Source organism: Kitasatospora sp. NPDC127067 (assembly GCF_042724755.1).
Taxonomy (GTDB): Bacteria; Actinomycetota; Actinomycetes; order Streptomycetales; family Streptomycetaceae; genus Kitasatospora; species Kitasatospora lactacystinica.
Genome location: NZ_JBHXEM010000002.1, coordinates 145,437 through 168,413, shown reverse-complemented (window position 1 = coordinate 168,413; position 22,977 = coordinate 145,437). Strand labels below are relative to the sequence as shown.

Genomic DNA, 22,977 nt, shown 5'->3' with positions numbered 1-22,977 from the left:
CAGTCACCGGACGTGGGGCGGCCCGCGTGCTGCGCCGCCCGGGCGGCCGGCGGCTACGCGCCGCTGTCGGGGGCGAAGCGGATCACGACGGCCTTGGAGGTCGGCGTGTTGCTGATGTCGGCGGTGGAGTCGAGCGGCACCAGGACGTTGGTCTCGGGGTAGTAGGCCGCCGCGCCGCCGCGGGCGACGGGGTAGTGGACGACCCGGAAGTGCGGGGCGCGGCGCTCCACGCCGTCGCTCCACTCGCCGACCAGGTCGACGTACCCGCCGTCGGTGAGCCCGAGCTCGTCGGCGTCCGCGGGGTTGACCAGGACCACCCGGCGGCCGCCCTTGATGCCGCGGTAGCGGTCGTCGAGGCCGTAGACGGTGGTGTTGTACTGGTCGTGCGAGCGCAGCGTCTGGAGCAGCAGCCGGCCCGGCGGGACCTCGGGGGCGGTCAGCGGGTTGACGGAGAAGTTGGCCCTGCCGGTCGCGGTCGGGAAGGTGCGGGTGTCCCGGGGGCCGTGCGGCAGGGTGAAGCCGCCGGGGCGGCGGACCTTCTCGTTGTAGTTCTCGAAGCCCGGCACCACGCGGGCGATCCGGTCCCGCAGGGTGTCGTAGTCGGCGGCGAAGTCCTCCCACGGCACGGTGTCCTGCGGCCCGAGCACGGCGCGGGCGAGCCGGCAGACGATCGCGGTCTCGGAGAGCAGCCCGGGGGCGGGCGGGCGCAGGCCGCCGCGCGAGGCGTGCACCTGGCCCATCGAGTCCTCGACGCTGACGAACTGGGCGCCGCGCGCGGTGACGTCCCGGTCGGTGCGGCCCAGGGTGGGCAGGATCAGGGCGCGGGCGCCGGTGACCACGTGCGAGCGGTTGAGTTTGGTGGAGACGTGGACGGTCAGCCGGCAGCGGCGCATCGCGGCCTCGGTGACCTCGGTGTCCGGGGTGGCCGCGACGAAGTTGCCGCCCATCGCGAAGAAGACCCCGACCCTGCCGTCGCGCATCGCGCGGATGGTGTCCACCGAGTCGAGGCCGTGCTCGCGCGGCGGCTCGAAGCGGAACTCCTCGCCCAGCGCGTCCAGGAAGGCGGCGGTGGGGCGTTCGAAGATGCCCATCGTCCGGTCGCCCTGGACGTTGCTGTGCCCGCGCACCGGGCAGACCCCGGCGCCGGGGCGGCCGACGTTGCCGCGCAGCAGCAGGAAGTTGACGACCTCGCGGATGGTCGGCACGGCGTGCTTGTGCTGGGTGAGGCCCATCGCCCAGCAGACGATGATCTTCTCGGATCTCAGCACCAGCTCGCCGAGCTCCTCAATCTGCTCCCAGGGCAGACCGGTCGCGGCGAGCACCTCGTCGCGGTCGGTCCCGCGCGCCTGGGCCTCGAACTCCTCGAAGCCATAGCAGTGTTCGGCGACGAAGTCGCGGTCGACGCCGTCCCGCTCCAGGACGATCCGGTTCAGCGCGCGGAACAGCGCGAGGTCGCCGCCGAGGCGGATCTGCAGGAAGAGGTCGGTCAGCTTGGTGCCCTGGCCGGCCAGCCCGCGCGCGTGCTGGGGGTTCTTGAACCGCTCCAGGCCCGCCTCCGGCAGCGGGTTGACGCTGACGATCGTGGCGCCGGCCCGCTTGGCGCGCTCCAGCGCGGAGAGCATCCGGGGGTGGTTGGTGCCCGGGTTCTGGCCGGCCACGATGATCAGGTCGGCCTGGTAGAGGTCCTTCAGGCCGACGCTGCCCTTGCCGACGCCGAGCGTCTCGGTGAGCGCCGAGCCGGAGGACTCGTGGCACATGTTGGAGCAGTCCGGCAGGTTGTTGGTGCCGAGCCGGCGGGCGAACAGCTGGTAGGCGAAGGCGGCCTCGTTGCTGGTCCGGCCGGAGGTGTAGAAGGCGGCGCCGTCCGGGGTGTCCAGGGCCTTCAGCTCCTCGGCGATCAGCGCGAAGGCGTCGTCCCAGGAGACCGGCGTGTAGTGGGTGGCGCCCTCGTCGAGCAGCATCGGCGCGGTGAGCCGGCCCTGCTGGCCCAGCCAGTAGCCGGAGCGCTCGGCCAGGTCGGCGACCGGGTGGGCGGCGAAGAAGTCGGCGTGGACGCGCCGCTCGGTGGCCTCCTCGGCGACGGCCTTGGCGCCGTTCTCGCAGAACTCGGCGGTGTGCGGCTTGTCCGGCTCCGGCCAGGCGCAGCCGGGGCAGTCGAAGCCGTTCTGCTGGTTGACCTTGCGCAGGGTGGCCAGGGTGCGGCGGGCGCCCATCTGCTCGGCGGCCATCCGCAGGCTGTGGCCGACGGCGGGCAGTCCGGCGGCCGCGTGCTGGGGCGCGGACACCTCGGGGGCGTCCTGCGCCGGGTCGCTCTGCGGGGCCTGCTTGGCCATGGCCGCTCTCCTCGGGCTCTGCTGGGTTCGCACCGCCGCGTTCGCGCGGGGATTCGATTGCATCCTTCCACCTGGCCGGGGCCCGGGGGAGAGGCGGAGGGGAGGGCGACGGCGGGGGGAAGGGCGGTGGACGGCGTCGGTAGAGTCTGGGCGTCATGGCGGGAGGGGAGGGCGCGTGCGAGTCGGGGACGTCCTGGACGGCCGGTACGAGCTGGTGGAGAAGCTCGGGCAAGGCGGGTTCGGGGTGGTGTGGCGGGCCCGGGACACCCGGATGGGGCGGCCGGTGGCGGTCAAGGTCATCGGGCACCGCGGCGGTGACCGGGCGAAGGCCGCGCTGCGGTTCGTCCGGGAGGCCGGTGCGGCCGGCAACCTCTCGCACCCGCACATCGTCACGGTGCACGACCTGGGGCAGTGCGAGCTCGGCGGCGAGGAGGTCACCTACCTGGTGATGGAGCTGCTCACCGGCCGCACCCTCACCGAGGTGCTGCGGGCGGGGGTGCCCGAGCCCGCGCTCAGCCTGCGCTGGGGGCGGCAGATCGGCGGAGCGCTGGCGGCCGCGCACGACGCGGGCATGGTGCACCGGGACATCAAGCCGGACAACGTGATGATCACCGACGCCGGGCAGCTGAAGGTGCTGGACTTCGGCATCGCCCAGCTGGACACCGGCGCGGGCGGGCTGACCACCACCGGGACGATCGTCGGCAGCCCGGCGTACATGGCGCCGGAGCGCTGGACCGGCGGCCGGGTGGACGGGCGGGCCGACCTCTACGCGCTGGGCTGCGTCCTGATCGAACTCTTCACCGGGGCACGGCCGTTCGGCGGGGACTCGACGCCGGTGCTGATGTACCAGCACCTCAACGAGGCGCCGGCGCCGCTGGACCCGGCGCAGTTCGGGCTGCCGCCGCAGGTGGCCGGGCTGGTCGCGGAGCTGCTGGCGAAGGATCCGGCGGACCGGCCGGCCGACGCCCGTACGGTCGAGCGGCGGCTCGCCGAGCCGGCCGACTGGCCGGGCGGCCGGGCGGCCTCGGCGCGGCCGCCGGCGCCGACCGTGGTGGAGAGCCCGGGGCCGGTGGTGCCACCGCCGCCGAGCGCCCCGCCGGTCGTCCCCGCGCCCGGGCCCGCGCCTGCGCCCGCCGTGCTGCCCACGCCCGCCGTGCTGCCCACGCCTGCGCTGCCGCCCGCGCCCGCGCCCGTGCCCGCCGTCCCGTCGGTGCTGCCCCCGCTGACCACGCCGCCGGTGACGGCCACGCCGCCGGCCGAGTCCGTCCGGGCCGCACTGCGCGAGCGCCGGTCCGCCGCGTACCGGGCGGCGACGGCCGGCGAGTCGGCGATGCTGCTGCAGACGCTCGCCCAGGAGTGCGTCACGGTGCTCGGCCGGAGCGACCGGGACACCCTGTGCACCTGGCGGGACTTCGCCTGGTACCTCAGCCGGACCGGGGACCTGAACGGCGCGGTCCGGCTGTTGACCGCCCTGGTGGACGACATGCGCGCGGCGCTCGGCCCGGTCGACCCGGACACCCTCGGCGCCCGCTACCACCTGGTCTGGTGCGTCGGCGAGAGCGGTGCGCCGGTCACCGCGATCCGGCTGATGAACGAGCTGCTGCCCGACCTGCACGCCGCCTGGGGCCCGTACGACCCGCGGGTCCTGAAGGCCCGGCACGACCTCGCGCTGCACCGGGCCAACCGGGGCGACCCGCAGGGCGCGGTGCTCCAGCTGCACGGGCTGCTGCCGGACCTCGCCCGGGTGCTGGGCGAGCACCACCCGAGCACCGTGCAGGCCTGGCGGGACCTGGCCGGCTACCAGCAGCAGCTGGCCCAGGCCGGCCGCAAGGGGCCGGGGCAGCGCCGCCGCACGCCGCGGATGAGCCCGACGGAGGCGCTGGTGCTGGTGCGGCGGCTGCGGCTGTGGGACTTCGCCACCGACGAGGAGGCCCGGGCCTGCATGGACGCGCTGGACCGGGGGATCGGTCTGAAGGGCGTCGCGGACGTGGTGTTCGACGCACCGGACCACGTCTCGGACGAGGACCTGGTGGAGGAGATCTTCGGGGCCTGAGCGCCGTCGCCACGGCGCTCAGCCCGCCAGGGCCGGCGCCGGGAGCGCGGCCAGGGCGTGGAGCAGGGCGCGGGCGGCGGCGTCGTTCTGCCGGAAGCCCGGGGCGTTGGTCCGCGGGCGGGCGAAGGCGGCGGCCGCGCGCAGGCTGGTGTGCGGGCCGAGGGCGGTGCGGCGGGGGTGCGGGGCGCCGCCGAGGGCAGGGTCGAGCAGCCGGCTGTCCGCGGGGGTGATGGTGACCAGGCCGGAGCGGTGGGTGTAGTCGGGGTCGGTGACCACCTCCTCGACGATCCGTCCGGTGCGGTGCAGGTCGCGCAGCACCGGGTCCAGGGTGCGGGCCAGCGCGTGCTTGGGCAGGTACGCCTCGACCAGCGCCGTCGCGGTGACCCGGTGGCCGGGCACGGTGGCGCCGCCGGCCTGCCAGGTGCCGCTCGCCTCGTCCCGTTCGATCCGCACGTCCGCGCCGAGGAAGCGCACCACCCCGGCCTCGGAGAGGGCGAGCAGCTGGCGCAGCCGGAAGCCGGGCGGGCCGGAGGCGAGGAAGCTGAAGTAGCCGAAGAACCACCCGTCCACCTCCTCGGCGATCGACCGGGCGGTGAGCCGGCCGCTCGCCATCACCCGGGGGAGCTGGCCGAACAGCGAGAGCAGGCCGAGGAAGGCGCCGAGGTCGGCGCTGTGCGCCGGGTCGGCGCGGCGGTCGGCGTCGGCGGTGACGTACCCGCGCAGGTGTGCCTGGAGCTCCTCGTCGGTGCCGAGTTCGAGCCCGGCCAGCGGGTGGTCGAGCCGTTCGAAGTCGATCCGGTCGGCCGGGTCGGGGACGGCCTCGGCGATCAGGGCGGCGAGTTCGGGGCTGTACCAGTGGTGCCGGTCGTAGCGGTGGAGGAACTCCGGCCAGGGCAGGGCGGTGCGTCCGGGGTGGGCGTGGAACAGCTCGTGGTAGTGCCCGAAGGCGATCTCCTTGGCCATCAACGGCCAGAAGTCGCGCCGCAGTTCGAGCTGTCCGCCGGTGGTGAGCACGGTGTTCACGGCGGCCTCGTCGAAGTACCGGGGGAGCGGGGCGGGCGGCCCCTGGAGCCGGTAGCCGGTCTTGGAGTGGTACGGGACGCCGCGCCGGGAGCCGAGGTGGAGCACCGGCTCGCGGCCGGACGGCAGGTAGCGCAGCGCGGGCCCGTCCCCGATCGGCTCGAAGCGGCCGCCGCGGCCCTCGGTGAGCAGCGTGACCAGGTCCACCGAGGCGAGGCCGAGGCCGCGCAGCACCACCTGCTCGCCGGGGGCGAGGGCGGCCAGTTCGGCGGTCACGTCGGCGGAGTGGGCGGGCGGGAGGTGGAAGCGGTCGTGCCGGGCGGCGAAGGCGGCGTCGGCGGCGAAGCGCGGGTGCGGGGCCGAGTCGAGGTGGCCGAGGGTGAGCACGACGTGGTCGGCGGTGAGCGTCCGGTCGGTGAGGTGGACGCTCTGCGGGCCGTCGGCCGGGCCCTCGATCCGCCGGACGGTGTCGCGGTGGACGGTGACCGCGATGTGCGCAGGCAGTTCGGCGACGGCGCGGCGGAACACCCAGTCCAGGTAGGCGCTCTGGGCCCGGCGGGTGGGGAAGTCCGCGGGCGCGAGGGTGCGCAGCTCGGCCCGGACGGCCGGGTCGGCGACCTCCCGGTAGGGCGCGAACTCCTCCTGCCTCGCGGCCCATTCGGCGAGCGAGGGGCCGGGGCGGACCGGCCCTTCGAGGCTGGAGCGTTCGTCGGTGAACATGGTGACGTCCTCGGCCATGGAGTTCATCCGCAGCAGCGGGGACTGGTCGTGGCGCCAGATCCGGCCCGCGCCCGGCGGGTACGGGTCGACCAGGTGGATCGCCAACGGGCGGTCTTCGGGCAGGAGTTCGGCCGCGTTGGCGGCGATCCGCTCCAGCAGCCCGGTGCCGCGCGGGCCGGCGCCGACGATGACCAGCGCCGTCATGCCCGCACCACCTTCACGAAGGCCGCGCGGGCCCGCTGCAGCGGGGTGGGCGGCAGGCCGTCGCGGGTGGCGCCCCGGGCGAAGTGCCGTTCCACGTAGTACTGGCCGACGGACAGCAGGGTGGTGACCACCAGGTACCAGATGGTGGCGACCATCAGCATCGGGATGACCCGGTACGACTGGAGGTAGACCAGCTGCACCGAGTAGAGCAGGTCGGAGACGGCCAGCACGCTGACGATGCTGGTGCCCTTGAGCGCGCCGATCAGCATGTTCCCGGCGGTCGGCACGATCGCCCGCATCGCCTGCGGCACCACGATCCGGCGCAGCACCCGCCACCGGCCGAGCCCGAGCGCGGACGCCGCCTCCAGCTGGCCGCGGTCGACGGACAGGATGCCGCCGCGGATCACCTCGGCGGCGTACGCGGTCTCCAGCAGGGTGAGGCCGATGACGGCGGTCAGGGTGGGGCCCATCAGGTTGACGGTCCTGACCGTGACGAACTCGGGGCCGAACGGGACGCCGAGGCCGAGGGTGGGGTAGAGCGCGCCGATGTTGAAGAAGAACAGCAGCTGCACCAGCGGCGGGGTGGAGCGGAACACCCAGATGTAGACCCAGCTCAGCGTGCGCAGCACCGGGTTGGCGGACAGCCGCATGGTGGCGAGGAGGGTGCCGAGCACGAAGCCGAGGGCGAGGGTGACGGCCGTCAGCCAGAGGGTCAGGGCGAGTCCGTCGAGCACGGACCGGGCGGTGAACCAGTCGGCGACCACGCTCCACTGGAAGGCCTTGTTGCGGATCACCGAGTTGACCGCCATCGCGGCCAGCAGCAGGGCGACGGCGGCGGCGGCCCACTGGCCGGGCTTGCGGCGGGCGACGATCCGGGCCTCTGCGGCGGGCGGCGCGTCGGGGCGGTCGAGTGCGGAGGGGGCGGGCAGGACGTCCTGCGGGGTGGCCATGGCGGCGGCTCCTGGGCGGAGTGCGGGCGGGGAGATGTACGGCGGTGGTCACGTACGCGGGCGCGGCCCGTGTCCCTCAACACGGCCGGCGCAATGCACTGCACTCCGCGCCGATCGTACGCATGCGCGATCGACGGCTGTCAAGGGTGATCGGGACGGCGGAGGGCCCGGCCGGGGCGCGTCGGAGAAGCGACAGGAGATCGCAACAGTGCGGCAATGATGGATGGTTGACGTACCGATCGGCCGACTGCTCAACTTGAGGCCATGTACGCCGAGCAGCCCCTGGTCAGCCGCGACCACATCGACTTCGGTCGGGTGTGGTCCGCGGCGTGTCGCGGCTGACCCGGCAGCGGGCCGTCCGTCCGGCCTGATCTCCCGGCGGGGAGCCCTCCCTCGGTTCGCCCCGTCGCGGCCCGGATCCGTCGTCGGCGACCGGCGACGCGTCAGGCCTTCGCTGCCGCCGCCGACTTCGCACTGCGCTCCGGCCCTCCCGCACTCCGGTCCTCCCGCACTCCGGCAGTTCCCTCCCGTCCCCCCTCTTCACCGGCACGTCCACCGTCACGTGTTCGACGGCCGCCCCGCCGCGGCCGCCTCCGGCGCCCCCGTCCTATGGCCGGGCGGCACCCCCTGCCCACCCGCAGTCCACCGGAGTCCCGCCCACCCGAAAGGTTCCGCCATGCCCGTCGAATTCCTCGGTATCGCCGCCACCGGCGACGGTTCGGAGACCACCGCCCGCACCACCGCCGCCTTCGACCGCGACTACACCCTGCGGCTGGCCCGGGCGCACGAGGACCACGGCTGGGACCGGGTGCTCTTCGCCTACGGGGCCGGCGCCCCGGAGCCGTCGGCCGCGGCGGCCTTCCTCGCCTCGCACCTGGAGCGCCTCCAGATCCTGCTGGCGCACCGGCCGAACGTCTCCTACCCGACCTTCGCGGCCAAGACCTTCGCGACCCTCGACCGGATCAGCGACGGCCGGCTGACCGTGCACTTCATCACCGGCGGCAACGACCACGAGCAGCAGCGCGAGGGCGACTTCCTGACCAAGGACCAGCGCTACGAGCGCACCCGGGAGTACATCGGCATCGTCAAGAAGGCCTGGACCAGCCGGGAGCCCTTCGACCACGAGGGCCCGCACTACCGCTTCAACGACTTCGTCTCGGACGTCTTCCCCGTGCAGCAGCCGCGCCCGGGGGTCTCCTTCGGCGGCTCCTCCGACGCGGCCTACGCGGCCGGCGGCGCCGAGGCGGACGTCTACTGCCTCTGGGGCGAGCCGCTGGCCCGCACCGCCGAGCAGATCGAGCGGGTGAAGGAGGCGGCCCGGGCCGCCGGGCGCACCGACGTGCCGCGGATCCAGGTGGCGTTCCGGCCGATCATCGCGCCGACCGAGGAGCTGGCCTGGGAGAAGGCGCACCGGACGGTGGCCGCGATCCGGGACCGTCGGGGCACCGACCGGGCGGGGACGAACCCGGCGACCAGGACGCGCGAGGCCGGGACGCGCGAGACCGCGGCACCCGAGAACGTCGGCTCCCAGCGGCTGATCGAGATCGCCGAGGCCGGCGAGCGCTACGACCGCGCCCTGTGGACCCCGACCGCCGCGGCCACCGGCGGGGCGGGCAACTCCAACGCGCTGGTCGGCACCCCGGAGACGGTCGCCCAGGCGCTGCTCGACTACTACGACCTCGGCGTGGACATCCTGTCCGCGCGCGGCTACCACCTGCTGGACGACGCGATCGACTTCGGCCGGTACGTCATCCCGATCGTCCGCGAGGAGGTCGCCAAGCGGGACGCCGCCAGGGCCGCCAAGGCCGAGCGGGCCGAGCGCGACCGCCACCAGCTGATCGCGGTGCAGGCGTGAGCGCGGGCGCGGGCCCGGCCGACGGGTGGGAGTTCCGCAGGGTCACGATCGACGATCCGCTGGTCGAGCCGCTGCTGCGCGAGCTCACCCACGAGTACGTCACCCGGTACGGCCCCGAGGCGCACCAGGAGATGAACCGCTACCCGGCCGGGGACTTCGCCGAGCCGCACGGCGTGCTGCTGCTCCTGCTGGAGGACGGCGAACCGGTGGCTGGCGGCGCGTACAAGCGCTACGACGACCGCACCGCCGAGGTGAAGCGGATGTGGACGCACTCCGCGCACCGGCGCCGGGGCCTGGCCCGCCGGGTGCTGGCCGAGCTGGAGCGGACGGCGGCCGCGGCCGGCTACACCCGCTTCCACCTCACCACCGGCCCGCGCCAGCCCGAGGCCAGGAACCTCTACCTGGCGGCCGGCTACACCCCGCTGTTCGACGTCTCCGCCGACCCCCTGACCATCGGGCCGCTCCCCTTCGAGAAGCACCTGCCCGTTCTGACCACGACCTCCTGAAAGGCCCCCTCGTGAGAACCACCACCGTCCGCCGCCTGCTCGCGACCGCCGTCCTGCTGCCGGTCCTGGCCCTGGCCGCCTGCGGCTCGGACCCGAAGATCGCGGGCGCGGCGGCGGGCGGTCCGGCCGCCACCGCCACCGAGGACCTCGTCTCCGGTCTCAGGACCTCGGAGTCCGCCGCCGCGCTGCTGCCCGAGGAGGTCCGCAGGGCCGGCACGCTGAAGTTCGGCTCGGCCTTCGGCGCGCCGCCCAGCGCCTTCTACACCGACCAGGCCGACAGGAAGCCGGCCGGGATCGACGTGGACTTCACCGACGCGGTGGCCAGGCTGCTCGGCCTGACCGTGCAGCGCGAGCAGGCCGCCTTCGAGACCATCCTGCCCGCCCTGGACAGCGGGAAGTACGACGTCGGCACCGGCAACTTCGGGGTCACCGCGGCCCGGCTGAGGACCATCGACTTCGTCACCTACATCGACGACGGCCAGGGCTTCGCGGTGAAGAAGGACAACACCGCGGTCCAGCCGGTCACCGACCTGGTCCAGCTGTGCGGACTGACCATCGGCACCGGCGCCGGCACCACCTTCGAGACCACCCTCAACAGCCGGAAGAACGTCTGCGCCGACGCCGGGAAGAAGCCGTACGAGGTCAAGGCGTTCGGCGAGAGCGGCGCCCTGCTGACCAGCCTCCAGCAGGGCCGGGTGGACATCGAGATGTCCACCATCAACGGCCTGCGCCACCAGGCCGCGCAGGAGGCCTCCGGGACCCGCTTCCTCAACGAGTTCCACCGCCTCGACGTCGGCTTCGCCCTGAAGAAGGGCTCGAAACTCGCCCCGGCCCTCCAGGCGGCGGTCAACCAGCTGATCAAGGACGGGACGTACGAGCGGATCCTGCGCAAGTGGGGGGTCGCCGAGTCGGCGATCGAGGAATCGCGGATCAGCCCGCCCGAGCACGCCTGAGCGCCGGCCACCGAGGAGACCTCCGATGACCGTCACCACCACCGTGACCACCGTGACCCGGCCGGCCCCGGCCCCGGCCCCGGCCGCCCCCGACCTCGACCTCGACGCACTGGCCGGCCTGCGGACCGTGCCCGCCCGCCACCCCTGGCGCTGGGCCGCCGGGATCGCCGCGCTGGTCGTGCTCGCCCAGTTCGCCCACGGCCTGGCCACCAACCCCGGCTGGGACTGGGCCACGTTCCGGCTCTACTTCACCGCCGACACCATCCTCCGGGCGATCGGACGGACCCTCGAACTCACCGCCTACGGCACGGTGCTGGGCTTCGTGCTGGGCACCGCGGTGGCCGCGATGCGGCTGTCCCGCAGCGCGATCCTGCGCTCCATCGCCTGGGCCTACGTGTGGGTGTTCCGCTCGATCCCGCTGATCGTCCAGCTGGTGTTCTGGTTCAACCTCTCCTACCTGTACAAGCGGTTCGGGATCGGCATCCCGTTCGGCCCGACCTTCGGCGAGGTCGAGACGGTCGGGGTGCTCAGCGCGCTCGGTGCGGCGGTGCTCGGCCTGGGACTGCACCAGGCCGCGTTCGCCGCCGAGATCATCCGCGGCGGCATCATCGCGGTGGACGCCGGCCAGCGGGAGGCCGCCGCCGCGCTCGGCATCCCGCGCTGGCGGCAGGGCCGGCGGATCGTGCTGCCGCAGGCGATGCGCGGCATCCTCCCGGCCGCCGCCAACGAGGTGATCTCCCTGCTCAAGGGCACCTCGGTGGTCTACGTGATGGCGATCGGCGAACTCTTCTACCAGGCCCAGGTCGTCTACGGCCGCACCGGCCGGGTGGTGCCGCTGCTGATGGTCGCCACCGTCTGGTACGTGCTGCTGACCACCGCCCTCTCGATCGGCCAGTACTACGTCGAGCGCCACTTCGCCCGCGGCGCCGAGCGCACCCCGCTGCCCACCCCGTGGCAGCGCGTCCGGGCCTTCGCCCGGAGCCTGCCGGACCGCACCCGGCCCGCCGCCGCCCGTACCCCCGGAGGACAGTCGTGACCACGCTGACGAAGCCCGATCCGAACCCTCCCGGCCAGGCCCCGGCCGCCCCGATGGTGCGGGTCCGCGGCCTGCACAAGAGCTTCGGCCGGCTGGAGGTGCTGCGCGGGGTCGACCTGGACGTCCCGGCCGGCTCGGTGACCGTGGTGCTCGGCCCGTCCGGCTCCGGCAAGTCCACCCTGCTGCGGGCGATCAACCACCTGGAGAAGCTGGACCGCGGCCACGTCGCCATCGACGGCGAGCTGATCGGCTACCGCCGCTCCGGCGACCGGCTGTACGAGCTCAAGGAGCGCGAGGTGCTGCGCCAGCGCACCGGCATCGGTTTCGTGTTCCAGAACTTCAACCTGTTCCCGCACCTCACCGTGCTGGAGAACCTGGTCGAGGCGCCGGTCGCCGCGCTGCGCCGCCCGAAGGCCGAGGCCAGGGCGGCGGCGCTGGCGCTGCTGGAGCGGGTCGGGCTGGCCGACAAGGCCGCCGCCTACCCCCGGCAGCTGTCCGGCGGGCAGCAGCAGCGGGTGGCGATCGCCCGGGCGCTGGCGCTGGAGCCCAAGGTGCTGCTGTTCGACGAGCCCACCTCGGCGCTCGACCCGGAGCTGGTCGGCGAGGTGCTGGACGTCATCAAGGACCTCGCCCGCAGCGGCACCACGATGATCGTGGTCACCCACGAGATCGGCTTCGCCCGCGAGGTCGCCGACACCGTGGTCTTCATGGACGGCGGCGTGGTGGTCGAGCAGGGCCCGCCCGCCGAGGTCCTGGACCGGCCGGGGCACGAGCGCACCCGGGCCTTCCTGGCCAAGGTCCTCTGACCTTCCCTTCCCCCAACCCCCCTTCACCGAGCAGGAGTTCCGCCATGTCCCTACCCCGTCGCGCCCTCGTGACCGCCGCCGGCGCGCTCGCCGCCGCCCTCGCCCTGGCCGGCTGCGGCGGCTCCGCCACGGGCGCGTCGGCGGAACTCGCCCCGGCCAGGGGCAGCACCGCGCCGGACGGCACGGTGGTGAACCTCTCGCCGGACCAGAACCGGGTCACCACGCCCAAAGTCGACGCGATCGCCGCGCTGGTCCCGGAGGAGATCAGGAAGAAGGGGACGCTGACCGTCGTCGACTCGATCGGCACCACCCCGCCGCTGGACTTCTACGCCAACGACGACCGGACGATCATCGGCGTCGAGCCGGACCTCGCCTCCCTGATCGGCAACGTGCTGGGCCTCAAGGTCGAGTTCAACCCGGTCTCCTGGGAGAACATCTTCGTCGGTCTGGACAGCGGCAAGTACGACGTCGGCGTCTCCAACATCACCGTCACCGAGGCGCGCAAGGAGAAGTACGACTTCGCCACCTACCGGCTGGACGTCCTGGGCTTCGAGGCGAAGAAGGGCGGCGGCCTGAAGGTCACCGGACCCAAGGACCTCGCGGGCAAGGCGGTCGGCGTCGCCACCGGCACCAACCAGGAGAAGCTGCTGGTCTCCTGGAGCGAGGAGAACGTCAGGAACGGGCTCAAGCCGATCGACATCAAGTACTTCCAGGGCACCGAGTACTACCTGGCGCTCGCCTCCGGCCGGATCGAGGTCTACACCGGCCCCAACCCCAGCCTGGCCTTCCACGCCGTGCAGACCGGCGAGACCGAGGTCGTCGGCACCTACTCGGGCGGCGGCGCGGACGTCCTCGGCAAGATCGCGGCGACCACCCGGAAGGACAACGGGCTGGTCAAGGCGCTGAACGGGGCGATCGACGAACTGATCCGCAACGGCACGTACGGGCAGGTGCTCAAGCGCTGGGGCCTGGACAACGAGGCCGTGCCGAACTCGGAGATCAACCCGCCCGGGCTGCCCAGGCCCAAGCCGTAGGAGGGCGGCCCGGGGACGTTCACCCGTTCGTTCCCGCCCGCCGCTATGGTGACCCCCTCCCGACGGCGAATGCCGGGCGGGCGCGGTCGAGTTGGGGGAGGGCATGGAGAAGGGCGAGGTGCTCGGCGGTCGCTTCCGGCTGGAGCAGAAGCTGGGCAGGGGCGGGTTCGGCGTGGTCTGGCGGGCCACCGACACGACCATCGACCGGGAGGTCGCGGTCAAGGTGCTGCTCGCCGAGCACGCCACCGACCGGGAGGCGGTCAGCCGGTTCGTCCGCGAGGCCCGGACGGCCGGCGGCCTCAACAATCCGCACATCGTGACCGTGTACGACTACGGGTGGACGGAGACCGGCTCCGGGAAGATCCCGTACCTGGTGATGGAGCTGGTCCGCGGCCGGGCGCTGTCCGAGGTGCTCAAGGACGGCCGGCCGGACCACAAGCAGGCGCTGCGCTGGATACGGCACGTGTGCAAGGCGCTGGACGCCGCGCACCGCTCGGGGATCGTCCACCGGGACATCAAGCCCGAGAACGTGATGATCGCGCAGGACGGGGAGCGGGCCAAGGTCCTGGACTTCGGCATCGCCCGACTGGTCACCCAGACCGTCCGGCTCACCTCCACCGGCAACGTGGTCGGCACCGTCCCGTACCTGGCGCCCGAGTGCTGGTCCGGCGGCGTGGTGGACGGCCGGGCCGACCTCTACGCGCTCGGCATCATGCTGTACGAGGTCTGCACCGGCGCGCGCCCGTTCCGCGCCGCCTCGGCCGCCGAGTACATGTACCGACACCTGGAGGAGGTCCCGTCCCGGGTCCGCAGCAAGGACCCCGCGCTGGGCGCGCTGATCGCCGAACTGCTCGCCAAGCGGCCCGAGCAGCGGCCCGCCGGGGCCGCCGAGGTGCTGGAGCGGCTGCGCGTCGTCCGGCCCGGGATGCTGCGCCCGGACGACCCCAGCCCGGAGCAGCTGCGCCGGCGGGCCGACCGGGCCTGGCGGCACGGTGAGGCCGGCGAGTCGGCGGAGGCGGTCGAGATCCTCACCGCGCTCGTGCCCGACTTCGCCCGGATCTGCGGACCGGACGACCCGCGCACCCTGCGCACCTGCCACGACCTGGCCCTCTGGCTGGCCCGGGACGGCAGCCCGGGCGCCGCCGTCGCGCTGCTGGACGAGCTGGCCCAGGTGCCCGGCGCCACCCCGGAGGCCCGGGCGGACGCGCGGCGCGACCTCGCGCACTGGCAGCGGGAGGCCGCCCGGCTCGGCCCGGGCCGGCCGCGGGCGCTGAGCCTGGGGGTGCTGCTCGGCGGCGCGCCGGGCGACTGAGGCGTCCCGCGCGGCCCGGAGTCACCGCCGACCCGCGCTGCCGGCCCGCCCCGCCTACCCGCTCCGCCGGCCCGTGGGCCGGACGCCCGCCGGGTGTCAACCGTGCGGGCCGCCGAGCCCGGGCCGCGGCCCGGGCGGGAACCGGGAGGATTTCGCCCATCGGGACGGTCTGGTCCGCGACCCGGACGCGTTGGTATACCTCGTTGCCGGACACGGGAGCGGCGTCCGCGCCGCCCCGGTGAGCTGCGACGAAAGGCTGGTGACGGATCGATGAAGCTCCTGCGCGTCGGACCCGCGGGCGCCGAGCGCCCGGTCGTCCTGGGCGAGGACGGCACCGCGTACGACCTCTCGGGGCGGGCCCGCGACCTCGACGGGGCCTTCCTGGCCGGGCTGGACCCGGCCGCGCTGGCCCGGGAGGCGGCCTCCGGCCTCCTGCCGGTGGTGGACCTCGACGGCCTGCGGGTGGGCGCACCGGTGGCCCGGCCGGGCAAGGTGGTCGGCATCGGGCTCAACTACCGCGACCACGCGGCCGAGGCCGGGGCCGCGATCCCGGCCGAGCCGGTGATCTTCCTCAAGCCGAGCTCCACCGTGGTCGGCCCGTACGACGAGGTGCTGGTGCCGCGCGGCGGCGAGAAGACCGACTACGAGGCCGAACTGGCCGTCGTGATCGGCCGCACCGCCCGCTACCTGGACTCGCACGCCGAGGCGGCCGGGGTGATCGCCGGCTACACGATCGCCAACGACGTCACCGAGCGGGCCTTCCAGTTCGAGCGCGGCGGCCAGTGGGACAAGGGCAAGTCGGCGGAGACCTTCACCCCGCTCGGGCCCTGGCTGGTCACCGCCGACGAGGTGGCCGACCCGCAGGCGCTGACCCTGCGGCTCTGGGTCAACGGCGAGCAGCGGCAGCACGGCAGCACCGCGGAGATGGTCTTCCCGGTGCTCGAACTGGTCCGCTACGCGAGCCGGTTCATGGTGCTGGAGCCCGGCGACGTGATCATCACCGGCACCCCGGCCGGGGTCACCCTGGGTCGCCCCGGCACGCCGTTCCTCGCCCCGGGCGACGTGGTCGAGATCGAGATCGACGGGCTCGGCCGCCAGCGCCAGGTGCTCGGCAAGGCCTAGGGCGTGTCTGACAATTCGCGTCGGATCAGGGCGCGGTGTCGGGGTGCGTGCATCGCAAGGCGGAGGAGGGAGCCACTGCGGTGGGGGCACCTCCCGGCCGCCAGGCTGGGGGCCATTGGCGACCGACGACAACGCGGCGAGGTGCGTGCCCCGGCGTCGCGCACCCGGTGGGAATTGTCAGACAGGCCCTAACGGCCGAGGCCGCCCCGACCCTTGGCACGGGGGTCGGGAGGGCCGCCGCGACCCGCGGCCGCGAAGTCGTGCGGCCCTGAAGTCCTGCGGCCCTGACGTCGTGCGGCCCCGGAGCGGAGAGGTCGCCCGGCCCCGGAACCGCGAGCTACGAAGCGCCGCCCAGGACCGCCCGCAGCCGCTCCGCCCGCTGCGGCCGCGGCCCCTCCAGCGCGAGCACCCCCGCCAGCACCTCGGCCGTCTGCGGGTCGTGCAGCGCCGTCGCCGCGGCCATCGCGGTGAACTGGTCCACCAGCCAGTCGCGCAGCTCCGTCACCGGCAGCGCGCGCCCCTCGTCCAGCCAGCTCAGCGACGCGCCCTCGACCACCGCGATCCACGAGCGCACCAGCAGCGTCAGCCGCGGCCCGGCCTCCCGCACGCCCAGGTGCCGCAGCGTGCGCCGCAGCGCCGCCCGCCGGACGTCGTCCACGATCGCCGAGGTGCGGGCCGTCTCCACCACCGAACCGCCGCGCAGCAGCGCCGAGTAGCCCGCGTCGTGCTCGGCCACGAAGGCGAAGTAGCCGTCCAGCACCGCCGACAGCTGCTCGGACGGCGTCCCGCGCAGCGGCACCGCGAAGCGGCTGGTCAGCTCGTCCGCCGCGGTGCGCAGCGCGGCCTCGTACAACTGCTGCTTGCCGCCCGCGAAGTAGCGGTACACCAGTGGGCGGGAGGCCTCGGCGGCCTCGGCGACGTCGTCCAGGCTCACCTCCTCGGGCGGCCGGGAGGCGAACAGCTCCAGGGCGACCGCGATCAGCTGTTCGCGCCGCTGCTGGACCGGCAGCCGTCGGTAGCCGGTGCGGCGCGGACGCGGCTCGGACGAGGCCGGTACGGGCGCCTGACCTGCCGAGGTGGGGCTGGCTTCCATGGCGGCCAAGCGTAATGGGCGTCGGGCCGATCCGATCCTGTCGCGCCGAACGGATTTTCGCAGGCGAACCCCACTCGCAAAGGGGTTGCAAAGCGGCCGCGCCACGAAATGATGTCGGAATGCGTGAAGAACTGATCACCGCCGACGGCGCCACCCCTCGCCGCATCGCCGACGACCACGTCCGCGAACTGGCCGAGCTCGACCCGCTGACCGCGGTGTACCTCGGCCTCAACCTCGATGACGACCGGCTGCCCGACCTCTCCCCGGCCGGCCCCGAGGCCCTGGCCGACCTCGCTCGCCGCACCCTGGCGAAGCTCGACGAGGCCGAGCGGACCGGCGCGGCCGAGGACGAGGCCGAGCGCCGCTGCGCCCGGCTGCTGCGCGAGCGGCTTTCCGCCGAACTCGCCGTTCACGAGGCCGGGGAGAGTTTCCGCTCGCTGCGCAACCTCGGCTCCCCGGTGCACGACCTGCGGGAATCCTTCACCCTGATGGGGACCGACACCGAGGCCGAGTGGCAGGTGGTCGGCCGCCGCATGGCGAGGATCCCGGTGGCGTTCGAGCAGTACCGGCGGACGCTGGCCGAGGGCGTCGAGCGCGGCCTGCTGTCCGGCCCGCGCCAGGTGACCACGGTGCTCGGGCAGTTCGCCGAGTGGCTGGGCGAGGACACGCCGGCCGACGAGCGGGTGCCCGGTGCCTGGTTCGGCCAGTTCGTCCAGGGTGCGCCGGAGGCCCTGCTCCCCGAGCTGTCGAAGCACGCGGTGGCCGCCGCCGAGGCGCTGGCCGAGCTGCGCGACTGGCTGCGCGACGTGTACGGCCCGGCCGCGGCCGGCGCTCCGGACACCGCGGGCCGGGAGCGCTACGTCCGCTGGGTGCGCTACTGGACCGGTGCCGACCTGGACCTGGACGAGGCCTACGCCTGGGCGTGGAGCGAGTTCCACGACCTGCTGGCGCAGATGGAGGTCGAGGCCGAGAAGGTCCTGCCGGGCGCGGGCCCGCTGGCGGCGATGCAGTGGCTGGAGACCGACGGCCCGGCCATCGAGGGCGCCGAGACCACCCGGGAGTACCTCCAGGGCCTGATGGACCAGGCCGTCCGGGACCTCCAGGGCACCCACTTCGACCTGGCCGAGCCGGTCACCCGGGTCGAGTCGAGGATCGCCCCGGCCGGCAGCGCCGCCGCGCCGTACTACACCGCGCCCTCGCTGGACTTCAGCCGCCCCGGGCGGACCTGGCTGCCGCTGGTCGGCCGGGACCGCTTCCCGGTCTGGGACCTGGTCTCCACCTGGTACCACGAGGGCGTGCCGGGCCACCACCTCCAGCTCGCGCAGTGGAACTACGTCGCCGACCGGCTCTCCACCTACCAGGTGAGCCTCGGCGGGGTGAGCGCCAACCTGGAGGGCTGGGCGCTGTACGCCGAGCGCCTGATGGACGAGCTCGGCTACCTCACCGACCCGGGCCATCGCCTGGGCTACCTCAACGCGCAGATGATGCGCGCGCTGCGGGTCATCGTCGACATCGGCATGCACGTGGGCCTGGACTTCCCGGCGGACTCCCCGTACAAGCCGGGCGAGCCGGTCGCCCCGGAGGACGCCCGGGAGTTCTTCGGCCTGTACTGCGGCCTGTCCGCCGAGTTCCTGGACAGCGAGCTGGTCCGCTACCTGGGCCTGCCCGGCCAGGCGATCGGCTACAAGCTCGGCGAGCGCGCCTGGCTGCGCGGACGGGCGGCGGCGAAGGCGGCGCACGAGGCGCGCGGCGAGGAGTTCGACCTCAAGGCCTGGCACATGGCGGCGCTCTCGCAGGGCTCGCTGGGCCTGGACGACCTGGTCGAGGAGCTCTCGGCGCTCTGACGGCCGTGCGCCGTCGGGCGCGCGTCGGGCACGGCGCGGCGCCGGCGGTGGCCGCGGGGCCGGGAACCAGGCCCCCGGGACTCGGTCCGGAGTCCCGGGGGTCTGGTTCTTTTGTCCCCGGAGTCCGATTTGGTGAGGTTTTTCCTTGCCATCCGTCCGGAGCGGAGTTTGGCTGGAAGGCGACTGCGTGACCTCTCCGCCCCACTCCGGAAGGCTCGATCAGTGACTGCGCAAACCGTCACCGGTCATGAGGACGCGGACCGCCGCCGCTGGTGGGCGCTGGCCGTCATCGCCACCGCCCAGCTCATGATCGTGCTCGACATCACCATCGTGAACATCGCACTGCCGTCCGCCCAGCGGGACCTGGGCATCTCGGACGCCGACCGGCAGTGGGTGATCACCGCCTACACGCTCGCCTTCGGCGGCCTGCTGCTGCTCGGCGGCCGGCTGGGCGACCTCTTCGGCCGCAAGCGCGTCTTCACCGTCGGCCTGCTGGGCTTCGCCCTCGCCTCCGCCCTCGGCGGCGCGGCGGTCGGCCCGGCCATGCTCTTCGGCGCCCGTGCCCTCCAGGGGGCGTTCGGCGCCCTGCTTGCGCCCTCCGCGCTGGGGCTGCTCTCCACCACCTTCTCCGATCCACGGGAACGCAGTACGGCCTTCGGCATCTTCGGTGCGATCGCCGCCGGCGGCTCCGCGATCGGCTTCATCGCCGGCGGGCTGCTGACCGAGTACCTGAACTGGCGCTGGTGCCTGTTCGTCAACGTGCCGATCGCCGTCGTCACCGCCTTCGCGGCGTTCAACGTGCTGAAGCGCGACCACGTCGGGAAGGGCCGCCGGACGCCGCTGGACCTGCCCGGGGCACTGCTCGGCTGCGGCGGCCTGCTGGCGATCGTCTACGGCACCTCCGAGGCCGTGAGCCGGGGCTGGGGCGACGGCCTGGTGATCGGCTCGCTGGTCCTGGGCGTGGCGCTGCTCGCGGCCTTCGTGCTGGTCGAACGGCGCACCGCGCACCCGCTGCTGCCGCTGCACATCGTCGCCGACCGCAACCGCGGTGGCGGCGCGCTCTCGGTGGGCCTGGCGATGGTCGGCATGTTCGGCCTGTTCCTGTTCCTGACCTACTACCTGCAGGCCATCAAGCACTTCTCGCCGATCATGTCCGGTCTGTCCTTCCTGCCCATGACGGCCGCCATCGTGCTGAGTTCGACGGGCGTCGCGGCCCGGTTGATGACCAGGGTGCCGTCCCGGAACCTGATCGGCCCGGGGCTGCTGCTCGCCGCGGCCGGGATGGCCTGGCTGACCCAGATGCGGGTGGACAGCGCGTGGGCCGGCATGGTGCTGCCCGCCGAGCTGCTGCTCGGCTTCGGCATGGGCCTGGTGTTCATGCCGGCGATGAGCCTGGCCACCCTCGGGGTCGCCCCGAACGAGACCGGCGCGGCCTCGGCCACCATCAACTCGGCCCAGCAGGTGGGCGGCTCGGTCGGCACGGCGCTGCTGAACACGATCGCGGCGAGTGCCACCGCGAGCTTCCTGGCCACCCGGATCGCCTCCGACCCGGCGGTGCGGGCCGAGGGCGCGGTGCACGGCTACGTGGTCGCGACCTGGGTGGCGATGGGCGTCCTGCTGGCGGCCGCGCTGGTCGCGGTGCTGATGATCAACCACCGGCCGGCGCCCGGTGAGGCCACCGCCGTCGAGGGCGGCGCCTCCGGGGCGGAGGCGCCGGCCGCGGCCGTACCGGCCGGGGACGGTCGTCCGACGGACCTGCGGGCGGCGGCCGCGGCCGATGTCAGGGCCAACGTCCGCCCCGCGGGCGAGGGGCGGGCGGAGGCCGGGGTGGAGACCGGAGCGGAGCGGCCGTCGGTCGATTGAAATTTGCAGCAAGGTCTTGCAGTCAACCTCCGGCGCCTGCTTGACTCCTGGCCACCGTCCAGGGATCAAGGAGGCGCCGCCGTGCTGTCCGAGAACGTGCCGCCCGAGAACGTGCCGCCCGGGGCCGCGCAGCCCGAGTTCGACCTGCTCGTCGTCGGCGGCGCCGGCGTGGACACCATCGTCCGGGTCGAGCGGCTGGAAGTCCCGCCCGGCGACTCGCAGCTCGTCGAACCGGTGCGGGACTACGTCGGCCACACCGGCAACGGCGTCGCCCTCGGCGCCCACCACCTCGGCCTGCGCACCGCGTTCATCGACTTCCTCGGCGACGACGCCCAGGGCGACCTGATCCGCGCCCACTACGCGCGCCACGGCCTGCACTTCGCGCACCTGGTGAGCCCGCACGGCACCCCGCGCGGGGTCAACCTGGTGGACGCGGCCGGCCGCCGGTTCTCCTTCTTCGACGCCCGCCACCCCGCCGACCTGCGGCTGCCGCGCGACCTCTACCTGCCGTACGCCGAGCGCAGCCGGCACGTCCACCTGTCCATCACCGGCGTCAACCGGGACATGTACGGCGACCTCCACCGCCTCGGCCGCACCACCTCCACCGACCTGCACGACTGGGACGGCGTCGACCCGTACCGCCGTGCGTACGCGCTCGGCTCCGACCTGGTCTTCCTCTCCGCGGCCGGCTGCCCCGGCCGGCACGAGGAGGTGATGCGCGCGATCCTCGCCGAGGGGCGCGCGCGGGTGGTCGTCGCCACCGCCGGCGCCGAGGGCTGCCACCTGCTCACCCGGGACGACCCCGCGCCGCGCCACCTGCCGGCCGTCGACCCGGGCCGCCCGGTGGTGGACAGCAACGGCGCCGGGGACGCCTTCGTGTCGGGCTTCCTGTACGCCTGGTTCCAGGGCCGTTCGCCGCTGGACTGCGCCCGGGCCGGTACGGTGGCCGGGGCCTTCGCCTGCACCGCCGCCGGGACGCACACCGCCTTCGTCGGAGCCGCCGAACTGGATGCGGTGCTCGCCGGTCCGTGACGTCGGGGGTGCGGCCGGGTGGCGGGTTTCTCATCGAGCTCCAAGGAGCCGGTCACGCCCCTACCAGGCTGAGGCGGCATAGTCGTTGACCGAACGCCGCCCCCGATCGCCCCGGCAGGAGAAACAGGCATGGGCAAGCACAGCCGCCAGAGGTCGCGCCGCCGCAGACTCCTGGCCCCGTCCCTGTTCACCGTGCTGTCCGCGGTGGCGGTCGCCGCCCTGCTGAGCGGGACGCACGGGCTGAACCTGTCGGACGCGACGGCCGCCGGGAAGGCGGCCCGCAGCACCCGTGCCGCCGCCGCGCCCGCCCCGGCCACCGATCCGGCGGCGGCCACCCAGGTCGCGGCCCCCGCGTCCTCCACGCCCGCGCCCGCGACCCCGACCGCCGCCCCGCCGCCGGTCGACCCGTCCACCGCGGCCGCCCCCGCCGCCGCTCCCGCCGCCTCCGACGTCGCCCTCGGCACCACCGGCCCGGCCCCGGCCGGCGACCGTGAAGCCGGGACCGTCGGCGCACTGTTCGGCGGCGCGTTGGCGGCCGGCAACCACTTCTGCACCGCCAGCGTGCTGCACAGCGCCACCGCCAACCTGCTGCTGACCGCCGCGCACTGCCTCAGCAGCACCGACGGCGTCACCTTCGCCCCCGGCTACCGCGACGGCTCCGCCCCGTACGGCACCTGGCAGGTGACCGCGATCCACACCACCGCCGGCTGGGCCCAGAAGGGCGACGTGGACGAGGACTTCGCGATCCTGGAGACGGCCCCCAGCAACGGCCGCAACGTCGAGGACGTGGTCGGCGGCAACCGGCTGGGCGCCGACGAGCCGTTCGACGCCACCGTCCGGCTCTACGGCTACCCCGCCGACTCCGAGACGCCCCTGCTGTGCACCAACAGCACCGGGCAGCAGAGCGCCTACCAGCGGGTGGTGCACTGCCCGGCCTACCCGTCCGGCACCAGCGGTGGCCCCTGGATCAACACCGCCACCGGCGACGTGATCGGCGCGATCGGCGGCTACCAGCAGGGCGGCGACACCGACGACGTCTCCTACAGCGCCTACTTCGACCACACCATCGCGGACCTGTACGCCCAGGCGGAGGCGGCCGCCTCCTGAGCCCGTCGGGCCCGGTTCCGCGCCGGGCCCGGTCCGGCCCCGTGCGGTCAGGCCCCACCGGGCCCGGAACGCGACAAAGGCCCAGATCGTGGATCAACTCCACTGATCTGGGCCCTGATTACACTCTCGCAATG

General features: G+C 74.2%; 17 protein-coding genes. 13 read left to right on the top strand and 4 right to left on the bottom strand.

Annotated features, from left to right (window positions below):
- Positions 1-53: 53 nt before the first annotated feature.
- A complete protein-coding gene (locus ACFWJ4_RS01885; RefSeq protein WP_380538267.1) occupies positions 54-2,333 on the bottom strand; it encodes an FdhF/YdeP family oxidoreductase in 2,280 nt (759 codons plus the stop codon).
- Between the two features lie 175 nt (positions 2,334-2,508).
- Between ACFWJ4_RS01885 and ACFWJ4_RS01880 the strand changes: the two genes are divergently transcribed.
- Complete coding sequence (locus ACFWJ4_RS01880) at positions 2,509-4,386, top strand: protein kinase (protein WP_380538265.1); 1,878 nt, start codon at positions 2,509-2,511, stop codon at positions 4,384-4,386.
- Positions 4,387-4,404: 18 nt separating this feature from the next.
- Here ACFWJ4_RS01880 and ACFWJ4_RS01875 read toward each other — a convergent pair whose 3' ends face one another.
- The gene (locus tag ACFWJ4_RS01875) at positions 4,405-6,330 is read right to left on the bottom strand and encodes an FAD/NAD(P)-binding protein (RefSeq protein WP_380538263.1); all 1,926 of its coding nucleotides are present in this window, start codon (positions 6,328-6,330) and stop codon (positions 4,405-4,407) included.
- On the bottom strand, positions 6,327-7,280 hold the full coding sequence (locus ACFWJ4_RS01870) for an amino acid ABC transporter permease (protein WP_380538261.1): 954 nt from the start codon (positions 7,278-7,280) through the stop codon (positions 6,327-6,329). Before ACFWJ4_RS01870 ends, ACFWJ4_RS01875 begins: the two co-directional genes overlap by 4 nt.
- Positions 7,281-7,956: 676 nt before the next feature.
- Between ACFWJ4_RS01870 and ACFWJ4_RS01865 the strand changes: the two genes are divergently transcribed.
- The 8 genes from ACFWJ4_RS01865 to ACFWJ4_RS01830 all read left to right on the top strand — a co-directional run bounded on the left by ACFWJ4_RS01865 (position 7,957) and on the right by ACFWJ4_RS01830 (position 15,904).
- Complete coding sequence (locus ACFWJ4_RS01865) at positions 7,957-9,135, top strand: LLM class flavin-dependent oxidoreductase (RefSeq protein WP_380538259.1); 1,179 nt, start codon at positions 7,957-7,959, stop codon at positions 9,133-9,135.
- Entirely contained in the window at positions 9,132-9,641 is a 510-nt protein-coding gene (locus ACFWJ4_RS01860; protein ID WP_380538258.1) for a GNAT family N-acetyltransferase, read from the top strand. Before ACFWJ4_RS01865 ends, ACFWJ4_RS01860 begins: the two co-directional genes overlap by 4 nt.
- Positions 9,642-9,652: 11 nt before the next feature.
- Positions 9,653-10,594, top strand: a complete 942-nt coding sequence (locus ACFWJ4_RS01855) for an ABC transporter substrate-binding protein (RefSeq protein ID WP_380538256.1) — start codon at positions 9,653-9,655, stop codon at positions 10,592-10,594.
- 25 nt (positions 10,595-10,619) lie between these two features.
- Positions 10,620-11,630: an amino acid ABC transporter permease gene (locus tag ACFWJ4_RS01850; protein WP_380538254.1), complete on the top strand. Its 1,011-nt coding sequence runs from the start codon at positions 10,620-10,622 to the stop codon at positions 11,628-11,630.
- 53 nt (positions 11,631-11,683) lie between these two features.
- Positions 11,684-12,436 (top strand): amino acid ABC transporter ATP-binding protein, encoded by a 753-nt coding sequence (locus ACFWJ4_RS01845; RefSeq protein WP_380538276.1) that lies wholly within the window; start codon positions 11,684-11,686, stop codon positions 12,434-12,436.
- 44 nt (positions 12,437-12,480) lie between these two features.
- A complete protein-coding gene (locus ACFWJ4_RS01840) occupies positions 12,481-13,470 on the top strand; it encodes an ABC transporter substrate-binding protein (RefSeq protein WP_380538252.1) in 990 nt (329 codons plus the stop codon).
- Positions 13,471-13,573: 103 nt separating this feature from the next.
- Positions 13,574-14,782, top strand: coding sequence for a protein kinase (locus tag ACFWJ4_RS01835; protein ID WP_380538250.1), 1,209 nt, complete (start codon positions 13,574-13,576; stop codon positions 14,780-14,782).
- Between the two features lie 270 nt (positions 14,783-15,052).
- Positions 15,053-15,904, top strand: a complete 852-nt coding sequence (locus ACFWJ4_RS01830) for a fumarylacetoacetate hydrolase family protein (protein ID WP_359899997.1) — start codon at positions 15,053-15,055, stop codon at positions 15,902-15,904.
- Positions 15,905-16,241: 337 nt separating this feature from the next.
- Here ACFWJ4_RS01830 and ACFWJ4_RS01825 read toward each other — a convergent pair whose 3' ends face one another.
- Complete coding sequence (locus tag ACFWJ4_RS01825) at positions 16,242-16,997, bottom strand: TetR/AcrR family transcriptional regulator (RefSeq protein ID WP_380538248.1); 756 nt, start codon at positions 16,995-16,997, stop codon at positions 16,242-16,244.
- Between the two features lie 119 nt (positions 16,998-17,116).
- Here ACFWJ4_RS01825 and ACFWJ4_RS01820 point away from each other — a divergent pair, with 119 nt between their 5' ends.
- From ACFWJ4_RS01820 to ACFWJ4_RS01805, 4 genes are all read left to right on the top strand, one after another.
- Entirely contained in the window at positions 17,117-18,841 is a 1,725-nt protein-coding gene (locus ACFWJ4_RS01820) for a DUF885 domain-containing protein (protein ID WP_380538246.1), read from the top strand.
- A gap of 222 nt (positions 18,842-19,063) precedes the next feature.
- Positions 19,064-20,704, top strand: coding sequence for an MFS transporter (locus ACFWJ4_RS01815; protein WP_380538245.1), 1,641 nt, complete (start codon positions 19,064-19,066; stop codon positions 20,702-20,704).
- A gap of 81 nt (positions 20,705-20,785) precedes the next feature.
- Positions 20,786-21,736 carry a carbohydrate kinase family protein gene (locus ACFWJ4_RS01810; RefSeq protein ID WP_380538243.1) on the top strand — a complete coding sequence of 317 codons (951 nt, stop codon included), beginning with the start codon at positions 20,786-20,788 and terminating at the stop codon, positions 21,734-21,736.
- 129 nt (positions 21,737-21,865) lie between these two features.
- Positions 21,866-22,843, top strand: coding sequence for a trypsin-like serine peptidase (locus ACFWJ4_RS01805; protein ID WP_380538241.1), 978 nt, complete (start codon positions 21,866-21,868; stop codon positions 22,841-22,843).
- Positions 22,844-22,977 lie beyond the last annotated feature (134 nt).

Coding starts and splice junctions, on each gene's coding strand:
- ACFWJ4_RS01875 (WP_380538263.1), bottom strand. CDS start 6,330: ATGACGGCGCTGGTCATCGTCGGCGCCGGCCCGCGCGGCACCGGGCTG.
- ACFWJ4_RS01845 (WP_380538276.1), top strand. CDS start 11,684: ATGGTGCGGGTCCGCGGCCTGCACAAGAGCTTCGGCCGGCTGGAGGTG.
- ACFWJ4_RS01840 (WP_380538252.1), top strand. CDS start 12,481: ATGTCCCTACCCCGTCGCGCCCTCGTGACCGCCGCCGGCGCGCTCGCC.
- ACFWJ4_RS01805 (WP_380538241.1), top strand. CDS start 21,866: ATGGGCAAGCACAGCCGCCAGAGGTCGCGCCGCCGCAGACTCCTGGCC.
- ACFWJ4_RS01835 (WP_380538250.1), top strand. CDS start 13,574: ATGGAGAAGGGCGAGGTGCTCGGCGGTCGCTTCCGGCTGGAGCAGAAG.
- ACFWJ4_RS01850 (WP_380538254.1), top strand. CDS start 10,620: ATGACCGTCACCACCACCGTGACCACCGTGACCCGGCCGGCCCCGGCC.
- ACFWJ4_RS01865 (WP_380538259.1), top strand. CDS start 7,957: ATGCCCGTCGAATTCCTCGGTATCGCCGCCACCGGCGACGGTTCGGAG.
- ACFWJ4_RS01870 (WP_380538261.1), bottom strand. CDS start 7,280: ATGGCCACCCCGCAGGACGTCCTGCCCGCCCCCTCCGCACTCGACCGC.
- ACFWJ4_RS01820 (WP_380538246.1), top strand. CDS start 17,117: ATGCGTGAAGAACTGATCACCGCCGACGGCGCCACCCCTCGCCGCATC.
- ACFWJ4_RS01885 (WP_380538267.1), bottom strand. CDS start 2,333: ATGGCCAAGCAGGCCCCGCAGAGCGACCCGGCGCAGGACGCCCCCGAG.
- ACFWJ4_RS01830 (WP_359899997.1), top strand. CDS start 15,053: ATGAAGCTCCTGCGCGTCGGACCCGCGGGCGCCGAGCGCCCGGTCGTC.
- ACFWJ4_RS01825 (WP_380538248.1), bottom strand. CDS start 16,997: ATGGAAGCCAGCCCCACCTCGGCAGGTCAGGCGCCCGTACCGGCCTCG.